At 73.6% G+C, this 17,267-nt stretch carries 17 protein-coding genes and 1 riboswitch; of the genes, 11 read left to right on the top strand and 6 right to left on the bottom strand.

Going from position 1 to position 17,267, the window contains the following annotated elements:
- Nucleotide 1 precedes the first annotated feature (1 nt).
- Nucleotides 2-826, top strand: a complete 825-nt coding sequence (locus tag ACZ6ZI_RS27375) for a hypothetical protein (protein ID WP_469525033.1) — start codon at nucleotides 2-4, stop codon at nucleotides 824-826.
- Here the strand turns inward: ACZ6ZI_RS27375 and ACZ6ZI_RS27370 are convergent, their stop codons facing one another.
- Nucleotides 827-1,372 carry a carboxymuconolactone decarboxylase family protein gene (locus ACZ6ZI_RS27370; protein WP_469525031.1) on the bottom strand — a complete coding sequence of 182 codons (546 nt, stop codon included), beginning with the start codon at nucleotides 1,370-1,372 and terminating at the stop codon, nucleotides 827-829. It lies immediately after the preceding gene.
- 46 nt (nucleotides 1,373-1,418) lie between these two features.
- Here ACZ6ZI_RS27370 and pdxR point away from each other — a divergent pair, with 46 nt between their 5' ends.
- Nucleotides 1,419-2,855, top strand: coding sequence for a MocR-like pyridoxine biosynthesis transcription factor PdxR (pdxR, locus tag ACZ6ZI_RS27365; RefSeq protein WP_469525030.1), 1,437 nt, complete (start codon nucleotides 1,419-1,421; stop codon nucleotides 2,853-2,855).
- Nucleotides 2,856-2,889: 34 nt separating this feature from the next.
- On the opposite strand, the gene ACZ6ZI_RS27360 is transcribed toward pdxR, so the two are convergent.
- Complete coding sequence (locus tag ACZ6ZI_RS27360) at nucleotides 2,890-3,735, bottom strand: DMT family transporter (RefSeq protein WP_469525307.1); 846 nt, start codon at nucleotides 3,733-3,735, stop codon at nucleotides 2,890-2,892.
- Nucleotides 3,736-3,876: 141 nt separating this feature from the next.
- Here ACZ6ZI_RS27360 and ACZ6ZI_RS27355 point away from each other — a divergent pair, with 141 nt between their 5' ends.
- Nucleotides 3,877-4,179, top strand: a complete 303-nt coding sequence (locus tag ACZ6ZI_RS27355) for a hypothetical protein (RefSeq protein ID WP_469525027.1) — start codon at nucleotides 3,877-3,879, stop codon at nucleotides 4,177-4,179.
- Nucleotides 4,180-4,187: 8 nt separating this feature from the next.
- On the top strand, nucleotides 4,188-5,390 hold the full coding sequence (locus tag ACZ6ZI_RS27350) for a glutathionylspermidine synthase family protein (RefSeq protein WP_469525024.1): 1,203 nt from the start codon (nucleotides 4,188-4,190) through the stop codon (nucleotides 5,388-5,390).
- On the opposite strand, the gene ACZ6ZI_RS27345 is transcribed toward ACZ6ZI_RS27350, so the two are convergent.
- Both ACZ6ZI_RS27345 and rocD read right to left on the bottom strand, forming a co-directional pair.
- Nucleotides 5,380-5,946 (bottom strand): hypothetical protein, encoded by a 567-nt coding sequence (locus ACZ6ZI_RS27345; protein WP_469525021.1) that lies wholly within the window; start codon nucleotides 5,944-5,946, stop codon nucleotides 5,380-5,382. The two genes, ACZ6ZI_RS27350 and ACZ6ZI_RS27345, sit on opposite strands and share 11 nt — an antisense overlap.
- Nucleotides 5,947-6,099: 153 nt before the next feature.
- Entirely contained in the window at nucleotides 6,100-7,305 is a 1,206-nt protein-coding gene (gene rocD / locus ACZ6ZI_RS27340) for an ornithine--oxo-acid transaminase (protein ID WP_469525017.1), read from the bottom strand.
- A gap of 108 nt (nucleotides 7,306-7,413) precedes the next feature.
- Nucleotides 7,414-7,504: riboswitch (ZMP/ZTP riboswitch) on the top strand.
- Between the two features lie 35 nt (nucleotides 7,505-7,539).
- On the opposite strand from rocD, the gene ACZ6ZI_RS27335 reads away from it, so the two are divergent.
- From ACZ6ZI_RS27335 to ACZ6ZI_RS27320, 4 genes are all read left to right on the top strand, one after another.
- Nucleotides 7,540-8,811 (top strand): serine hydroxymethyltransferase, encoded by a 1,272-nt coding sequence (locus ACZ6ZI_RS27335; RefSeq protein ID WP_469525016.1) that lies wholly within the window; start codon nucleotides 7,540-7,542, stop codon nucleotides 8,809-8,811.
- Nucleotides 8,812-9,003: 192 nt separating this feature from the next.
- Nucleotides 9,004-10,017: a tryptophan--tRNA ligase gene (trpS, locus tag ACZ6ZI_RS27330; RefSeq protein ID WP_469525013.1), complete on the top strand. Its 1,014-nt coding sequence runs from the start codon at nucleotides 9,004-9,006 to the stop codon at nucleotides 10,015-10,017.
- 82 nt (nucleotides 10,018-10,099) lie between these two features.
- Complete coding sequence (locus ACZ6ZI_RS27325) at nucleotides 10,100-10,708, top strand: 2'-5' RNA ligase family protein (RefSeq protein ID WP_469525011.1); 609 nt, start codon at nucleotides 10,100-10,102, stop codon at nucleotides 10,706-10,708.
- Nucleotides 10,709-10,865: 157 nt separating this feature from the next.
- On the top strand, nucleotides 10,866-11,867 hold the full coding sequence (locus ACZ6ZI_RS27320; RefSeq protein ID WP_469525009.1) for a YihY/virulence factor BrkB family protein: 1,002 nt from the start codon (nucleotides 10,866-10,868) through the stop codon (nucleotides 11,865-11,867).
- Here ACZ6ZI_RS27320 and ACZ6ZI_RS27315 read toward each other — a convergent pair.
- On the bottom strand, nucleotides 11,864-13,105 hold the full coding sequence (locus tag ACZ6ZI_RS27315; protein ID WP_469525007.1) for a D-alanyl-D-alanine carboxypeptidase family protein: 1,242 nt from the start codon (nucleotides 13,103-13,105) through the stop codon (nucleotides 11,864-11,866). The genes ACZ6ZI_RS27320 and ACZ6ZI_RS27315 overlap by 4 nt on opposite strands.
- A 121-nt stretch (nucleotides 13,106-13,226) precedes the next feature.
- On the opposite strand from ACZ6ZI_RS27315, the gene ACZ6ZI_RS27310 reads away from it, so the two are divergent.
- From ACZ6ZI_RS27310 to ACZ6ZI_RS27300, 3 genes are all read left to right on the top strand, one after another.
- Nucleotides 13,227-13,472 carry an SCO4848 family membrane protein gene (locus tag ACZ6ZI_RS27310; protein ID WP_469525003.1) on the top strand — a complete coding sequence of 82 codons (246 nt, stop codon included), beginning with the start codon at nucleotides 13,227-13,229 and terminating at the stop codon, nucleotides 13,470-13,472.
- Nucleotides 13,469-14,923: a metallophosphoesterase gene (locus ACZ6ZI_RS27305; protein WP_469525001.1), complete on the top strand. Its 1,455-nt coding sequence runs from the start codon at nucleotides 13,469-13,471 to the stop codon at nucleotides 14,921-14,923. Before ACZ6ZI_RS27310 ends, ACZ6ZI_RS27305 begins: the two co-directional genes overlap by 4 nt.
- Before the next feature lie 121 nt (nucleotides 14,924-15,044).
- A complete protein-coding gene (locus tag ACZ6ZI_RS27300; RefSeq protein WP_469524999.1) occupies nucleotides 15,045-16,601 on the top strand; it encodes an ABC transporter substrate-binding protein in 1,557 nt (518 codons plus the stop codon).
- Here the strand turns inward: ACZ6ZI_RS27300 and ACZ6ZI_RS27295 are convergent.
- Nucleotides 16,588-17,205, bottom strand: a complete 618-nt coding sequence (locus ACZ6ZI_RS27295; protein ID WP_469524998.1) for a MarR family winged helix-turn-helix transcriptional regulator — start codon at nucleotides 17,203-17,205, stop codon at nucleotides 16,588-16,590. The two genes, ACZ6ZI_RS27300 and ACZ6ZI_RS27295, sit on opposite strands and share 14 nt — an antisense overlap.
- Nucleotides 17,206-17,267 lie beyond the last annotated feature (62 nt).

Below are 17,267 nucleotides of genomic sequence, written 5' to 3'. Positions count from 1 at the left end.
GGTGCCCCCGCCCGAAGGGACCGGAGCCCGCTGGAACCCCGGCTCGCAGCGCTGGGAACGGGGGCCCGAGACGGCCCCGCCCCGCCCTCCCGCGCCCGACGGCGGGGCGGGGCGCCGGCGGGGCCCGCTGGTGGCGGGGCTCGTGGCGGCCGTCGTGGCCGGGGGATCGGTGGCGGCCTGGCTCCTGCTCGGCGACGGCGACGGCGGTGGTGCCGGCGGGGACGGCGGCGCCCGCGCGACGACGGACGCCCGTCCGTCCGCGAGCCCGTCACCCGGCCCGACCTCCGCGACCGGCCCCGACCCGTCCGCGTCCGGCCCCGACCCGTCCACCCCGGGCCGCCCGGACGGGAGCGGGGGCCCGGGTGCCCCGACGGGCCCCGGCGGCCCCGCCGACTACACCGTCGTGGACGACCCGTACGGCTTCTCGGTCGCCGTCCCCCGGGGGTGGCGGCCCAGCCACGACGAGACCGGCGACGGGGCCTTCTACCGTCCGCCCGGCGACCGCACGGCGCTGCTCCAGGTCTTCCGGGTCACGGAGTCCTCCGCGACCGGATCGTGCGAGCTGCTGCGGATCTCCTCGAAGGTCCTGCGCGACGACACGCCGGCCTACGCGGAGGTCTCCCTGGGCCCGACCGCCGGGAGCGCCTGCGAACTGGTCTACGAGTACGACAGCGCGGAGTCCCGGGGCCGCCGGCAGGGCATCGAGCGGATCGTCACCCTCCCGGGCGGCGGACGGTGGGCGCTGCTGGCCGCCGGGCCGGCCGCCGACAGCCGCACCACCCGCGCGCACCTGACGGCCGCGCTGGAGTCCTTCCGCCCGCGCTGATCAGCCCTTGTGTTTCCCCGGGGCGTAGTGCCCCGGGGCCATGCGGGTGGTGACGCCGATGCGGTTCCAGACGTTGATGGTCGCGATCAGGGCGATCAGCCGGGCCAGCTCGGCGTCCTCGAAGTGGGCCGCCGCCCGCTCGTAGACCGCGTCGGGCACGAACCCGTCCGTGAGGACGGTGACGGCCTCGGTCAGCGCGAGCGCCGCCAGCTCCTTCTCGGTGTAGAAGTGCCGCGACTCCTCCCACGCGCCGAGCTGGACGATCCGCTCCACGCTCTCGCCCGCCGCGAGGGCCTCCTTGGCGTGCATGTCCAGGCAGAACCCGCAGTGGTTGATCTGCGAGGCGCGGATCTTCACCAGCTCGATCAGGGCCGGGTCCAGCCCCTTCTTCGCGGCGATCTCCAGACCGATCACCGCCTTGTAGACCTCCGGGGCCAGCTGGGCCATCCGCATGCGCGGGGCGTGTTCGGCGGCGAGCTCGGCGGAGGCGGAGGGGGTGGTGGGGGCGGTGCGGGTGGCGGTGGAGGTGTCGGTGTGGTTGCTCATGCCTCCACCGTACGGAGCGGGCGGCCCGCCGGTATGGTCCATATCCATGACCGGAACGTGGGCCACTTTCGGCGCCGACCTGCACCTCGACCTCGCGGCGCGGGCGGGCGCCCCCGGACTGCGGGCCGCGCTCGCCGAGGCCCTGCGGGAGGCGGCGCGCAGCGGGCGGCTCGCGCCCGGCACCCGGCTGCCGTCCTCCCGTTCCCTCGCCGCCGACCTGGGCATCGCCCGCAACACCGTCGCGGAGGCGTACGCCGAACTCGTCGCCGAGGGCCGGCTGACCGCCCGCCAGGGCTCCGGTACCCGCGTCGCCGCGCGCGCCCGGCCGCGCCGCCCGCAGCCCGGTGCGGCCGCCGCCGGCGGCGCCGCCGTCCGGGAACCGCGGGCCCGGCGCGGGCCCGCGTACAGCCTGGTGCCCGGTTCCCCCGACCTGAGCGGCTTCCCGCGCGCCGCCTGGCTCGCGGCCGCCCGGCGGGCACTGGCCGTCGCCCCGGACGCCGCCTTCGGCTACGCGGCGGACGCGCGGGGCCGCGTGGAGCTGCGCGAGGCCCTCGCCGGGTACCTGGGCCGGGCGCGCGGGGTGTACGCGCACCCGGACCGGATCGTGCTGTGCTCCGGCTTCGCGCACGGCCTGACGCTGATGGGCCGGGTGCTGCGGGAGCGCCGGGTGCGGGAGGTCGCCGTGGAGGGGTACGCCCTGGACGTCCACCGGGACCTGCTGGCCGGGGCCGGGCTGCGCACCCGCCCGCTGTGGCTCGACGGCGCCGGGGCGCGCACCACCGACCTGGCGGGGCTCGGCCCCCGGGTGGGCGCGGTGCTGCTGACGCCCGCCCACCAGTTCCCGACCGGGGTGGCCCTGACCCCCGAGCGGCGGTCCGCCGCCGTGGACTGGGCGCGCACCGAGGGCGCGGTGATCCTGGAGGACGACTACGACGGGGAGTTCCGCTACGACCGCCAGCCGGTCGGCGCCCTCCAGGGGCTGGACCCCGACCGCGTGGTCTACTTCGGCACCGCCGCCAAATCGCTGGCCCCGGCGCTGCGCATGGGCTGGATGGTGCTCCCGCCGGACCTGGTGGCGCCGGTGGTGGCGGCGAAGGGCCCGGCCGACTTGACCTCCGGCGCCCTCGACCAGCTGATCCTGGCGGAGTTCATCACCTCCGGGGCCTACGACCGCCACGTGCGCGGCATGCGGCTGCGCTACCGGCGCCGCCGCGACGAGCTGGTGGCGGCCCTGGCCGGACGCGTCCCGGTGTCCGGGATCGCCGCGGGGCTGCACGCGGTGCTGGACCTGGCGCCGGACACGGAGCGGGAGCTGGTCCGGTCGGCCGCCGCCTGGCAGGACCTGGCCCTGGAGGGCCTCGCCCGCTACCGCCACCCCGATTCGCCGATGCCGGCCCGCGACGCCCTGGTGGTCGGCTACGGCACCCCGTCCCCGAGCGCCTGGACCCCGACCCTGACGGCCCTCGCCTCGGCCCTCCCCTGACGCCCCGGGCCGCCCGCCGCCGGCCGGGTCTGGATCAGGCCGGGTCGGCGGGCGGGGCCCCGCCCGGCGCCGGCGGTTCGCCGAACCGGGACAGGGCCAGCGCCCCGGCCAGGGCGATCGCGAAGCCGAGGACCGCGAGCCAGGTCAGGCCCTCGCGGGTGCGGTCGCCGAGCCAGACGACGCCGACCACCGCCGGGCCCACCGTCTCGCCCAGCACCATTCCCGCCGTGGCGGCCGTCACCGAGCCGCGTTGCAGCGCCGAGGTGAGCAGCAGGAAGGCGGCCGCACCGCCCAGCAGCAGCGCGTACAGGGCCGGGTTGAGCAGTTCCCGCGGCGAGAGGGAGTCGATGAGGCGTACGGAGACCTCCACCACGCCGAAGCCCGTCCCGGACGCCAGACCCAGCACCAGCGCGCGCGGCCCGTCGGGCAGCCGCCCCGCCGCGGCGCCGACCAGCAGGATCGACAGGGCCACGGCCAGGAGCGACAGCTCCAGCGCGAGCGAGCCCCGCCCCGTGCCCTCCTCACCCGAGGCCAGGCCCAGCATCAGCAGCCCCGCGCACACCACCCCCACCGCGCCCCACTCCAGCGACGACAGCCGTACGTTCAGCAGCCGCGCGGCGACCACCGCCGTCACGGCCAGGCTCGCGGCCAGCGCCGCCCCCACCGCGTAGATCGGGATGTGCTTGAGGGCGATGATCTGGAGGACGAAGCCGGCCCCGTCCAGCGCGAGCCCCGCCAGGTAGCGCCACTGGCGCAGCGCCCGCAGGAACAGCGCCGCGTCCACCCCGGAGCCCGTCCCCGGCTCCGCCGCCCGCGTCGCCACGGCCTGGAGCACCGAGGCCGTTCCGAAGCAGACCGCCGCACCCAGTGCGCAAACCATCCCAATCAGCACGGATCGACTCTAGATGTCCTCGTCGCCGGCACGGCCGTGACAAGGGTGTGACGGCGGCCGGATTCCATCCCCCCGCACGACCGCTCTAGTCTGTCGGGAGCACGCCACCCAGGGGGAGCGGATCCAGCCATGAACACCGACATCACCACTCGACGCCGCATGCGCTCCGGCGCGGTCGCCCTAGGCGGCATGGGCCTGCTCGCGGCGACCCTCGTCGCCTGCGGCAGCAGCGACGAGCCCGACAAGCGGTGCGCGTCCCGCTCGTCCCTCAAGCACCTGAACGCGAAGGAGTGCAAGAGCGGCGGCACCGGCTCGTACTACTACGGCGGCTCCGTCAGCAACGGCAAGGTGACCGGCGGCAGCTTCGACAAGTCCGCCGTCACCCGCGGCGGCATCGGCGGACACTCCTCCTCCGGTTCCTCCGGCGGCTGAGCGCGCCCATGCAGCGGCACACCATCGAGCCCCGCCCCGACTGGCAGAAGACCGTCGAGGAACAGGGGCTGATCTATCCCCTGACCCGCTACCCCGACGACTCCCTGCGCCCCTACTGGGACGAGAGCGCCTACTACGCGTTCACCCTCCCCGAGGTGGAGGCGCTGGAGGACGTCGTCGAGGAACTGCACGCCATGTGCCTGGCCGCGGCCGCCCACATCGTCGAGCACGACCGCTTCGCCGACCTCGGCGTCACCGACGCCAGGCTCGCCGCGAAGATCACCGAGTCCTGGCGCCGCCGCGCCGAACAGCCCTCCCTCTACGGCCGGTTCGACCTGCGCTACGACGGCTCCGGCAGCCCGGCCAAGATGCTGGAGTACAACGCCGACACGCCCACCTCCCTCGTGGAGGCGGCGAGCCCGCAGTGGTTCTGGATGGAGGAGCGCTTCCCCGGCGCCGACCAGTGGAACTCGCTGCACGAGCGGCTCGTCGAGGCCTGGCGCCGACAGGCCGAGCTGCTGCCGACCGGCCCGCTGCACTTCGCGCACTCCGAGACCGACGAGCTCGGCGAGGACCTGATGACGGTCGCCTACCTCCAGGAGACCGCCGAACAGGCCGGGCTGGACACGCACGCCCTGTCCGTGGAGACCATCGGCTGGGACCGCCTCTCGGGCCGGTTCGTCGACGAGAAGCTCCGCTTCATCCGCAGCTGCTTCAAGCTCTACCCCTGGGAATGGCTGGCCACCGACGAGTTCGGCCCCCAGGTGCTCGACACCTACGACCACGGCGGCGGCTCCGGCTCCACCGTCTGGATCGAGCCGCTGTGGAAGATGCTGCTCTCCAACAAGGCGCTGCTGGCGATCCTGTGGGAGCTCTTCCCGGACCACCCGAACCTGCTGCCCGCCTACCTCGACGGCCCGCGCGAGCTGGCCGAGGAGGGCGGGCCGGGCTACGTGGCCAAGCCGCTGCTGGGCCGCGAGGGCGCCGGCGTCACCCTCCACCCGGCCGGCGGGGACGGGGAGCCCTTCGTCCCGGTCGAGGGGGAGGCGTACGTCTTCCAGGCCCTCGCCCCGCTGCCCGACTTCGACGGCAACCGCGTGGTGCTCGGCGCCTGGGTGGTCGAGGACGAGGCGGCGGGCCTGGGGATCCGCGAATCGGCCGGCCCGGTCACGGACGAGTACGCCCGCTTCCTGCCGCACGTCATCCTGTAGGGGAGCTCTTGCAGCGCATGTCGAAGGCGGACTGCGCGGCGGCCGTCCAGCCCTTGCGGTACATGTCGGTGTGCGTCTGGCCCGTGTCCGGCTGCGGCGGCTTGTCGCAGTCGGCGACGGCGGCCTTGATGCCGGCCCGGTAGCCGTCCCGGTAGCCCTGGCGGTAGTCCCGCTGGGTGCCGGGGGTGGTCGTGCCGGTGCCGGTACCGGTGTCGGCGCCGACGACCTTGCAGTTGACGAAGGTGAAGTTCTGGTCCTCGTTGACGGCGAGGACGGTGTAGTCGACGTTCTTCTGGAACCGCTGGAGCCGGAAGTTGCCGTTCGCGTCCACGTTCAGCCGCTCCGTGGACTCGCCGTCGTTGAGGTTGCGGGGGGCCGAGAAACCCTCGCCGGTGATGACCACGGACATCCCGTTCGCGGCCGGGGTGACCGTACAGCTGGCGGCGGGGACCGCCGCCGGCGCCGCCGCCGCGGTACCCGCGACGGCGCCGGCGCCGAGTGCGACGCAGGACGCCAGGACGCCGCAGGCCAGGGCGTGCCGAGCACGTGCGTACATGAGGGTGCTCCCATCGGGAGGGGAGGGCCCCGCCGGCGCGCGGCGCGGACGGCGCCCGGGGGCGCGCGGGAAGGCGCCCGCCTCTTCCATCCTCGCCCCGCCCTCCCGGGGCGGCGACCGGGCCGGGACCCGGCACGCCGCCTCCGGCGCGCTCTAGGAGGAGAGCACCGAGCGCAGCTGCTCCAGGCCCCAGTCCAGGTCCTCCTTGCCGATCACCAGCGGCGGCGCGATGCGGATCGTCGAGCCGTGGGTGTCCTTCACCAGCACCCCGAGCTCCATCAGCTTCTCCGAGATCTCCCGGCCCGTGCCGTGCGCCGGGTCGATGTCCACGCCCGCCCACAGGCCGCGGCCCCGTACGGCGGTCACCGCGCCGCCGCCGACCATCAGGTTCAGTTCCCGGTGCAGGTGGTCGCCGAGCTCGGCGGCGCGCTGCTGGAACTCGCCCGTGCGCAGCATCGCGATCACCTCCAGGGCGACGGCGCAGGCCAGCGGGTTCCCGCCGAAGGTCGACCCGTGCTCGCCGGGTCGGAACACCCCGAGCACGTCCCGGTCGGCGACGACCGCGGAGACGGGGACCACCCCGCCGCCGAGCGCCTTGCCCAGGATGTACACGTCGGGGACGACGCCCTCGTGCTCGCAGGCGAAGGTCCTCCCGGTGCGGCCCAGGCCCGACTGGATCTCGTCGGCCATGAACAACACGTTCCGCTCGCGCGTCAGTTCCCGTACGCCCGCCAGGTATCCGGCGGGCGGCACGAGCACCCCGGCCTCGCCCTGGATCGGCTCCAGCAGCACGGCCACGGTGTTCTCGGTGACGGCGTGGGAGAGCGCGGTGAGGTCTCCGTAGGGGACGATCTCGAAGCCGGGGGTGTAGGGCCCGAAGTGGTCGCGCGCGTCGTGGTCGGTGGAGAAGGACACGATCGTCGTGGTCCGACCGTGGAAGTTGTCGGCGGCCACCACGATCTTGGCGTGGCCGTCCGGGACGCCCTTGACCTCGTAGCCCCACTTGCGGGCGGTCTTGACGGCCGTCTCCACCGCCTCCGCGCCCGTGTTCATGGGCAGCACCGCCTCCTTGCCGCACAGCGCGGCGAGTTCGGCACAGAAGTCGGCGAACCGGTCGTGGTGGAAGGCGCGCGAGGTGAGGGTGACCCGTTCCAGCTGGTCGCGGGCCGCGTCGATCAGTCGGCGGTTGCCGTGGCCGAAGTTGAGCGCCGAGTACCCGGCGAGCATGTCGAGGTAGCGACGTCCCTCCACGTCGGTCATCCACGCGCCCTCGGCCGAGGCGACGACGATCGGCAGGGGATGGTAGTTGTGCGCGCTGTGCGCGTCGGCGGAGCGGATGGCATCAGCAGTTCTCGACACGGGGTCTCCGATCGTCCGTCTGGCCGGTGACGTGGGTGGCGTCCTTTCTATCGTCGCTCGGATCGCGGACGGAGAAACCTTCCCGTCGGCGCGCCCGCTAAGGTGTGCGGTACGCACGGCGACTGGCGTACGGAGAACCAACTCCGGGGGAGTCGTGCGCGCACGACCGCACACAGGGCCGCTCGCCTGGGCCTCGCGGGGACGAGAGACGACATCGACCCCGGAGGAACCGCCATGAGCGCGAACCACCGTCACCCCGCCCTGACCGCCACCGATCCCGAACTGGCGTCCTTCGTCGCGGCGGAGGAGACCCTCCAGGCGCGGACGCTGCGCCTGATCCCCAGCGAGAACTACGTGTCCGCCGCCGTCCTGGAGGCCTCCGGCACGGTCCTGCAGAACAAGTACAGCGAGGGCTACCCGGGCCGGCGCTACTACGAGGGCCAGCAGAACATCGACCGCGTCGAGTCCCTCGCCATCGAGCGGGCCAAGGGCCTGTTCGGCGTGGACCACGCGAACGTCCAGCCGTACTCCGGCTCCCCGGCCAACCTGGCCGTCTACCTGGCCTTCGCGAAGCCCGGCGACACCGTGATGGGCATGGCCCTGCCGATGGGCGGGCACCTCACGCACGGCTGGGGCGTCTCGGCGACGGGCTCCTGGTTCCGCGGGGTCCAGTACGGCGTGCGGGCCGACAACGGCCTGATCGACTACGACGCGGTGCGCGAGCAGGCCCTCGCCGAGAAGCCGAAGATCATCTTCTGTGGCGGTACGGCGCTGCCCCGCACCATCGACTTCGCCGCCTTCGCCTCGATCGCGCGGGAGGCGGGCTCGATCCTGGTCGCGGACATCGCCCACATCGCCGGCCTGGTGGCGGGCGGCGCGCACCCGTCCCCGGCCGGGCACGTCGACGTCATCTCCACCACCACCCACAAGACCCTGCGCGGCCCGCGCGGAGCCATGCTGATGTGCCGCGAGGAGCACGCGAAGGCCATCGACAAGGCGGTCTTCCCCGGCCTCCAGGGCGGCCCGCACAACCAGACGACGGCCGGCATCGCCGTCGCCCTCCACGAGGCGGCCCAGCCCTCCTTCACCGCGTACGCCCACGCGGTCGTCGCCAACGCGAAGGCGCTCGCGGCGGCCCTGCTGGAGCGCGGTTTCGACCTCGTCTCGGGCGGCACCGACAACCACCTGATCCTGATGGACCTCACCTCGCGCGGGGTCCCCGGCAAGATCGCGGCGAAGGCCCTGGACCGGGCCGGGATCGTCGTCAACTACAACACCGTGCCCTTCGACCCGCGCAAGCCCTTCGACCCGTCCGGGATCCGCATCGGCACCCCGTCGCTGACCTCGCGCGGCCTGACGACGGAGCACATGCCGGCCGTCGCCGACTGGATCTCCCGCGCCGTCGACGCGGCCGCGAAGGGCGACGAGCCGGCCCTGGCCGTCGTCCGCGCGGAGGTCACGGACCTGATGGCCGCGCACCCGGCCCCGGGCCTGCCGCTCGCCTGACGGGCGCGCCGGGGCGGTATCTGTCGCCCGGCCGGGGCAAGATCCGGCCGGGCCGCTACCGTCCGGTACGTGGGCAACGGCCCGACGCGGGGCGGGGGCGGGTGTGACCCCCGCCTCACCCCTCGCGGGGACGGGGCGGTTTCAGGCCGGCGCGGGGCCGGAGTCAGCCCCCGCACCTGAGACAATGGGGCCATGGCTTCTGATCGTCCTCGCGCGCTCTCCGGCATCCAGCCCACCTCCGGTTCGTTCCACCTCGGGAACTACCTCGGGGCCATCCGCCAGTACGTCGCCCTCCAGGAGACGCACGACGCGTTCTACATGGTGGTCGACCTGCACGCGATCACCATGCCGCAGGACCCGGCGGCCCTGCGGGCCAACACCCGGCTGTCCGCCGCGCAGCTCCTCGCCGCCGGCCTGGACCCCGAGCGCTGCACCCTGTTCATCCAGAGCCACGTGCCCGAGCACGCGCAGCTCGGCTGGGTCATGAACTGCATCACCGGTTTCGGCGAGGCGAGCCGGATGACGCAGTTCAAGGACAAGTCCGCCAAGCAGGGCGCCAACAACGCCACCGTCGGCCTGTTCACGTACCCGATCCTCCAGGTCGCCGACATCCTCCTCTACCAGGCGAACGCCGTCCCGGTCGGCGAGGACCAGCGCCAGCACATCGAGCTGACCCGCGACCTCGCGGAGCGCTTCAACCAGCGGTTCGGCGAGACCTTCACCCTGCCCGCCGCGCACATCGTCAAGGAGGTCGCGAAGATCTACGACCTCCAGGACCCGGCGATCAAGATGTCGAAGTCCGCGTCCTCCCCCAAGGGCCTGATCAACCTCCTCGACGAGCCCAAGGTCACCGAGAAGAAGATCAAGAGCGCGGTCACCGACACCGAGGCCGAGATCCGCTTCGACGCGGCGGCCAAGCCCGGCGTCAGCAACCTGCTCACGATCTACTCCACCCTCACGGGCGAGTCGATCCCGGAGCTGGAGGCCGCGTACGAGGGCAAGGGCTACGGCGCGCTCAAGACCGACCTCGCCGGCGTGATGGTCGACTTCGTCACACCCTTCAGGCAGCGCACCCAGGAGTACCTGGACGACCCCGAGACCCTGGACTCCTTGCTGGCCAAGGGCGCGGAGAAGGCGCGGGCGGTCGCGGCCGAGACCCTGGCGCAGACCTACGACCGCCTCGGTTTCCTGCCCGCCAAGCACTGACGCACCGAGGCCCCTGGCGGCAAGGGGGGTGCTGCCGCCACACTGAGCGGCAGCACCTACGCCTACACACGGAGGAGAACACGTGGGGACCGTAACGCTCGGCGTTTCGATCGCGGTCCCGGAGCCTTACGGCAGGCAGCTCCAGGAGCTGCGCGCCGGCTTCGGGGACGCCGCCGCGCACGGCATCCCCACGCACGTGACCCTCGTACCGCCCACCGAGGTGGACACGGACCGGCTGCCGGCGATCCGGGCCCACCTGGCCGAGGTGGCCGGCGCCTTCCCCTCCTTCGCGATGCGCCTGGAGGGGACCGGAAGCTTCCGTCCGCTCTCGCCGGTGGTCTTCGTCCGGCTCGCCGAGGGCACCGCGGGCTGCACCCGCCTCCAGGGCCTGGTCCGCGACTCCGAGGGGCCGCTCAGCCGCGAGCTGGCCTTCCCGTACCACCCGCACGTCACCGTCGCCCACGGGATCTCCGAGGAGGCGATGGACCGGGCCCACGCCGAGCTCGCGGACTACGCCGCCGCGTGGCTGTGCGAGGGCTTCGCGCTCTACGAACAGGGCTTCGACGGGGTCTGGCGCAAGCTGCGCGAGTACCCCTTCGGCATCGGCCCCGAGGGCGCCCCGGCCGCCGTACCCGCCGCCGTTCCCGCACAGTCGGCGTCGGCGACGGACGCGGCCTCGCGCCGCTCCTGACGCAGCGGCCGCAGGGCCCGCACGGCACGGAAGCGGAGCTTCCGCAGGACCAGGGTGTGGAACGGATGAGTCGTCGGGCGAAAAGTCACAATCGACGACCGTAGTGCCCAAAAGCCACAATCCCGGCTATTTCCAACGGCTCAATTACGGTGACCCCATGGACTGGCTGAAGAAACTCCCGGTCGTCGGACCGCTGGTGACCGCCGGCATGCGGACCCACCCGTGGCGGTCCTACCAGCGCCTCGACCGGGTCCACTGGACCCGGCTGGCGGCCGCGATCACCTTCATCAGCTTCCTCGCCCTCTTCCCGCTGATCACCGTCGCCGCCGCCGTCGGAGCGGCGCTGCTCAGCCCGGACCAGCTCGCCAAGCTCCAGAAGAACCTCGCCGAGCAGGTCCCGGGCATCTCCGAACAGCTCGACCTCGACGGCCTCGTCGCGAACGCCGCCACCATCGGCCTCGTCGCCGGCGCCGTCCTGCTGTTCACCGGCATCGGCTGGGTCGGATCGATGCGCGACTGCCTGCGCGCCGTGTGGGACAAGGACGACGAGGACGAGGGCAACCCGATCGTCCGCAAGGGCAAGGACACCCTCGTCCTGCTCGGCCTCGGCGGCGCGGGCCTCGGCTCGGCCGCCGCGTCGATCATCGGCTCCAGCGCCGTCGGCCGGTTCGGCGAGCTCCTCGGCATCCCCCGCGAGGGCGCGGGCGGGGTCGTGCTGCGGGCCGGGGCCTTCCTCGTCGGGGTCGCCGCCGCCTTCCTGTTGCTCCTCTACGTCCTCAGCCTGCTGCCCGGGGTCGAGCCCCCGCGCGGTCGCCTCATCCAGGCGGCGCTGATCGGGGCCGCGGGCTTCGAGCTGCTGAAGCTGCTGCTCAGCGGCTATATGAGGGAGGTCGCGGGCAAGAGCATGTACGGGGCGTTCGGCGTGCCGATCGCCCTGCTGCTGTGGATCAACTTCACCGCGAAGCTGCTGCTGTTCTGCGCCGCGTGGACGGCCACCCGGGACGACGAGGGCGCGGACGACGGCGCGGCGGCCGGGGCGACCGACGACGAGGCCGCCGCCGACGCCGCGGCGGCCGGGCCGGCGGCCTCGCAGCCGCGGCCCGACTCCGGACCGTCCCCGGAGCCGCGGCCCGACCCCGGGCCGCGGGGCGGCGCCTAGGAGCTCTCCGGGCCGCCGCCGGGGGCGCCCGGGCCGCGTCGGCCGCGCGGCCACCGCCGGTTGACGACGAAGGCGCCGCCCGCCAGTACGGCCAGGGCCCCGCCGGCGATGCCCATCGCGGTGCCGAGTCCGCCGCCGGCCGGCCCGCCGCTCGCGGAGGAGTCGTCCTCGTGGGACTGGGCGGGGGAGCCGTGCGAGGTGGTGTCCGCGCTCTTGGGCGGGACCAGCTCGCCCACCGGCCGGACCTTCCCGGCGGCCGCGAAGCCCCAGTCCAGGAGCGCGGCGGTCTCCTCGTAGACCGAGTTCGCCCCGCCCGAGTCCGGGTTCATCACGGTCACCAGCAGCTTCCGCTCGCCCTGCTGGGCCGCGCCGGTGAAGGTGGCGCCGGCCATGGTGGTGTTGCCGTTCTTCACCCCGGCGATGCCCTTGTAGGGGCTGATGCCGCCGGCGCCGGTCATCAGCCGGTTGCTGTTCTGGATCTCGAAGGCCTCGCGCGGTTTGCCCGGCTCCTGGAGCCCCGGGAACATCGCGGTCGCCGTCCCGCAGTACTCGCGGAAGTCCTGCTTCTGGAGTCCGGAGCGGGCGATGAGGGTGAGGTCGTAGGCGCTGGAGACCTGCTCGGGCGCGTCGTAGCCGTCGGGGGACACCACGTGGGTGTCCAGCGCCTGGAGTTCCTCGGCGTGCGCCTGCATGTCCTTGACGGTTTTGTCGATGCCGCCGTTCATGGCCGAAAGGACGTGCACGGCGTCGTTGCCGGACTTCAGGAAGACCCCCAGCCACAGGTCGTGGACGGTGTACTCGTGGTCCTCCTTCACCCCCACGAGACTGCTGCCGGGGCCCACGCCCTCCAGCTCCGCGTCGGTGACCTTGTGCACCCGGTCCTTGGGCAGGCTCGGCAGCACCGTGTCGGCGAAGAGCATCTTCATCGTCGAGGCGGGCGGCAGCCGCCAGTGCGAGTTGTACGCCGCCAGCACCTCCCCGGACTCGGCGTCCGCCACGATCCAGGACCGGCCGGTCAGGTTCGTGGGCAGGGCCGGGGCACCGGGCAGCAGGTTCACCTGCGTGCCGGGCTGCCCGAGGGCGGTGCCGCCGACGGTGGACATCGACACGGGCGGCGCGGGCGCCTTGCGCGCGCGGCCCTTGCCGTCCACCGGGGCGGCGTGCGCGGGCACCGCGAGCATCGAGGGGACCAGCAGCGCGGCGGAAAGGACCGTCAGCGCGGTCTTCTTAGCGGACACGCAGGTGAAATTACATCCCGATCGACTGTCCGGCGTCGTGGACCGGCCAACCGTGGTCAACCACCGCCGGTACGGCCCACCCCGGCGCGTCCGTCCTGGGTACGAAACCGATACTGGGGACATGAAACTCAGTCGCTCCGTCTCCTGGTTCCTGCTCGCCTTCGGCGTGTGGAGCTGGCTCATCTGGGTGACCTTCGTCCGGAACCTGTGGAAGAACGGCAGCGGTCTCGCATTCGACACGGCCGGCGATCCCACTGCCTACTTCTGGGTCCACCTCCTCCTCGCCGTGACGTCCTTTCTCCTGGGGACGGCCGTCGGTGTGATCGGGTTGCGTGGCGTGTTGGCCCTGCGACGGGAATCACGATGACCGTGTTCGTGGCGATCGGTGCCGTTCTGGCGGTGCTCGCGCTCTTGGTGGCCGTCCACCGTTGGCTGTGGATCCGACTGGTCCGCGACACGACCCGGCCCGGCGGCCCCGCGCGGCGCGCGGGCACCGTCCTGGCGTTCGCGCTGCCGCTGTTCGCGGTCGCGGCCCTGACCGCGGGGCGGGCCGGGGCGCCGTTCTGGCTGGAACGGCTCGTGGCCTGGCCGGGGTACATGTGGCTCGCGGTGCTCCTGTACCTGACGCTGGCGATGCTCGTGGCGGAGCCGGTGCGGTACGTCCTGCTGCGCCGCCCGGCCCCCGCGCCGACCGAGGCCGACTCCGGTGCGCGGCAGGCGGCGGGCGCGGGCACCGACACGGGCACGGCCGCCGTGCAGGCCCCCGCCCCCGCCCCGCCGGCCGCCGCACAGGCCGCCCCGGCCCCGCCGGGCGCCCCCGCCCCGCCGGTCCCCGGCGCCCCGGCCGACTCCACCGCGCCGGGCGACCCCGCCGGGCCCGGTGACGTCGAGGGCCCGCTGCCCGGCGCGGCCGTCGCCACGGCCGAGGACCGGCCCGACCCGGGCGACCGGGCACCCGACGGCGTCGCCGGCGGGGTCGTCCGGCCCGGCGGGGTCACCCGGCGGGTGTTCGTGGCGCGGGCCGTCGGCGGCGCGGCGGCACTGGCCGCCGGGGCCACCGTCGCGAACGGCACCCACGGCGTGCTCCGGGGGCCCCGCGTCAAGCGCGTCTCCGTACCCCTGAACCGGCTGCCCCGGGCGGCCCACGGCTTCCGCATCGCCGTGGTCAGCGACATCCACCTCGGGCCCGTCCTCGGCCGCGCGCACGCCGAGCGGATCGTCTCCACGATCAACGGCACGCAGCCCGACCTGATCGCCATCGTCGGTGACCTCGTCGACGGCGACGTGGCCGACCTCGGGCCCGCCGCCGAGCCCCTGCGCCGGCTGTCGGCCCGTCACGGCAGCTACTTCGTCACCGGCAACCACGAGTACTTCTCCGGCGCCGCGCAGTGGGTCGACCACGTGCGCGAGCTGGGCCTCGTCCCGCTGGAGAACGCCCGCCGCGCGCTGCCCCACTTCGACCTCGCCGGCGTCAACGACGTCCAGGGCGAGTCCGAGGGCCAGGGCCCCGACTTCCAGGCCGCGCTCGGCGACCGCGACCGCTCCCGGGCCTCGGTGCTCCTCGCGCACCAGCCGATCGTGATCGACGAGGCCGTCCGGCACGGGGTGGACCTCCAGCTCTCCGGACACACCCACGGCGGGCAGCTCTGGCCCGGCGAATACCTCGCCGAGCTGGCCAACCCCACCGTCGCCGGCCTGGAGCGGTACGGCGACACCCAGCTCTACGTGTCCCGGGGCGCGGGCGCCTGGGGCCCTCCGGTCCGGGTCGGCGCGCCGTCCGACATCACCGTCGTCGAACTCGCCTCGTACCAGGCCTGAACGGAGTCAAGCGCGCATAACGACCCTTCCCGTGGCCGGAATTCTGTGATGGGGTGACCGATAGTCGGAGTGGGGACTCCGATTATCGGAAACTTCCGGTCATGAGGGTGGGGGTCAGGGGATGCGGTCGGTCCGCTCGAAGATCATCGCGGCGGTGCTGCTCCTCGGGGTCGCCGGCGTCGGGGGCTGGCAGCTGCTGCCCGCCGGCGAGGACCGGCGGGGCGCGATCCGCGTCGGCACCACGGACGTGGTCTCCGCCCTGGACCCGGCGGGCGCCTACGACGCCGGTTCCTGGGCCCTGTTCGGCAACGTCTACCAGTCGCTGCTGACGATCAAGCCCGGTTCCGACACGCCGGCACCGGACGCCGCCACCTCGTGCAGGTTCGTCGGGCAGAAGCTGACCACCTACCGGTGCGAGCTGCGCCCCGACCTCACCTTCGCCGGTGGTCGCGCGGTCACGGCCGAGGACGTGAAGTTCTCCTTCGACCGCATCAAGCGGATCAACTCCGACCAGGGCCCGGCCCCGCTGTTCAACACCCTCCAGTCGGTCGCGGCCGAGGGGCGCACGGTCACCTTCAACCTCTCCACCCACGACGCCACCTTCCCGTTCAAGATCGCCACGGGTGCGGCGTCGATCGTCGACAAGGAGAAGTACCCCGCCGCGGCCCTGCGCACGGAGGCGCGCGTCGACGGCTCGGGTCCGTACGTCCTCGGCGAGTACCGGGCCGGCGCGCGCGCCGAGCTGAAGCCGAACCCCGCCTACAAGGGGCAGGGCGGCGCCGCCAAGGCGCGGGTTTCGGTCCGCTACTTCAAGGACCCGGCGCAGCTCGACCGGGCCTGGCGGGACCACGAGGTCGAGGTGGCCCACCGGGACATGCCGCCCCAGGTGCTCGCGGGCCTGCACCCGGGGCTGGAGGACACCCGCTACCAGGTCGCCGGCGGTACGGAGACCCGCAACCTCGTCTTCAACGTCCGGCCGGGCTCCGCCGCGGCGAAGCCGGCCGTCCGCCAGGCGGTGGCGGCCGTACTGGACCGCTCGAAGATCGCGGGGGACGTCTACAAGGGCACGGTCACCCCGCTGTACTCCCTGGTCCCGGCGGGCATCGCCTCGCACGGCACGCCCTTCTTCGACGCCTACCCCTCGCCCAACGGGGCGACGGCCAAGCGGCTCCTGGCCGCCGCCGGCGTCGTGGCCCCCGTCCCGATCAACCTCGGGGTCAACGTCCGCGGCACGAACCTGCCGGAGGCGGAGGAGATCAAGCGGCAGCTGGAGGCGACGGGCCTGTTCCAGGTGCGGATCAAGCCGGTCGAGGCGTGGGAGGACTTCCAGAAGGCCTACGCCGCCGGGGAGTTCGACGCCTACACGATCGGTTGGATCGCCGACTTCCCGGACGCCGACAACTTCATGGCGCCGCTGGTCGGCGCCGACTCCAGCATGAACAACGGCTTCTCCGACCGGCTGGTCGACGAGTTGATCACCCGCACGCAGGCCCACTCCGACCGGGCCGCGGCGGCCGGCGACTTCCGCGAGCTCCAGCGGCTGGTCTCCCAGCACGTCCCCATCGTGCCGATCTGGCAGAAGAAGGACTACGTGCTGTCCCGCGAGAGCGTGACCGGCACCCAGTACCTCGCCGACGGCACGGGCGTGTGGCGCCTGTGGGACCTCAACTGGATGTAGGCGGCTGCGCGGTGTCCCCGTGGGCCACCAGGAGGGTGCGCAGGGCCTCGCCGAGCCCGTGCGAGGTCGCGCGGTCCAGGGGGGCCAGCAGCTCGGCGTAGTTGCGCAGGTGCTCGGCGATCAGGGTCTCGGTCAGCGCGAGCCCCGGGGCGGTCAGGCGGATGCGCACCGAGCGGCGGTCGACCTCGTCGCGCACGCGCTCGACCAGCCCCTTGGCGACGAGCCGGTCGATCCGGTTGGTGATGGCGCCGGAGGTCACCATGGCCGCCGGGATCAGGGCGCCGGCCGTCAGCGCGTACGGGGGGCCCGAGCGGCGCAGGCCGGCCAGCAGGTCGAACTCGCCGACCTCCAGGCCGTGTCCGGCGAGGAAGGTCTTGAGCCCGCGGTCGACGATGTTCGCCGTCCGCTGGATCCGGGCCACCACCTCGACGGGCCAGAAGGCCTCCGCGAGGTCCGGGCGCTCCGTCCGCCACTGGTCGACGATCCCGTACACGGTGTCCCTCCCCGCGTCCGCGTCCCTTCCCGCGCCCGTGTCCGCGTCCGTGCCCGCGCCCGTGGTCGTGTCCGTACCCGTGGTCGTGTCGTCGTGCGTGCCGTTCTCCATGCCCTCAGATTACCTCAACGTTAAGAGACTTGACGTTGAGGTAGTGGGTCTGTTTTTATCTC

The organism is Streptomyces sp. NPDC103540 (assembly GCF_055584445.1).
Note: the sequence above shows the minus strand (reverse complement) of the source record. Positions and strands in the feature narration are given on the sequence as shown.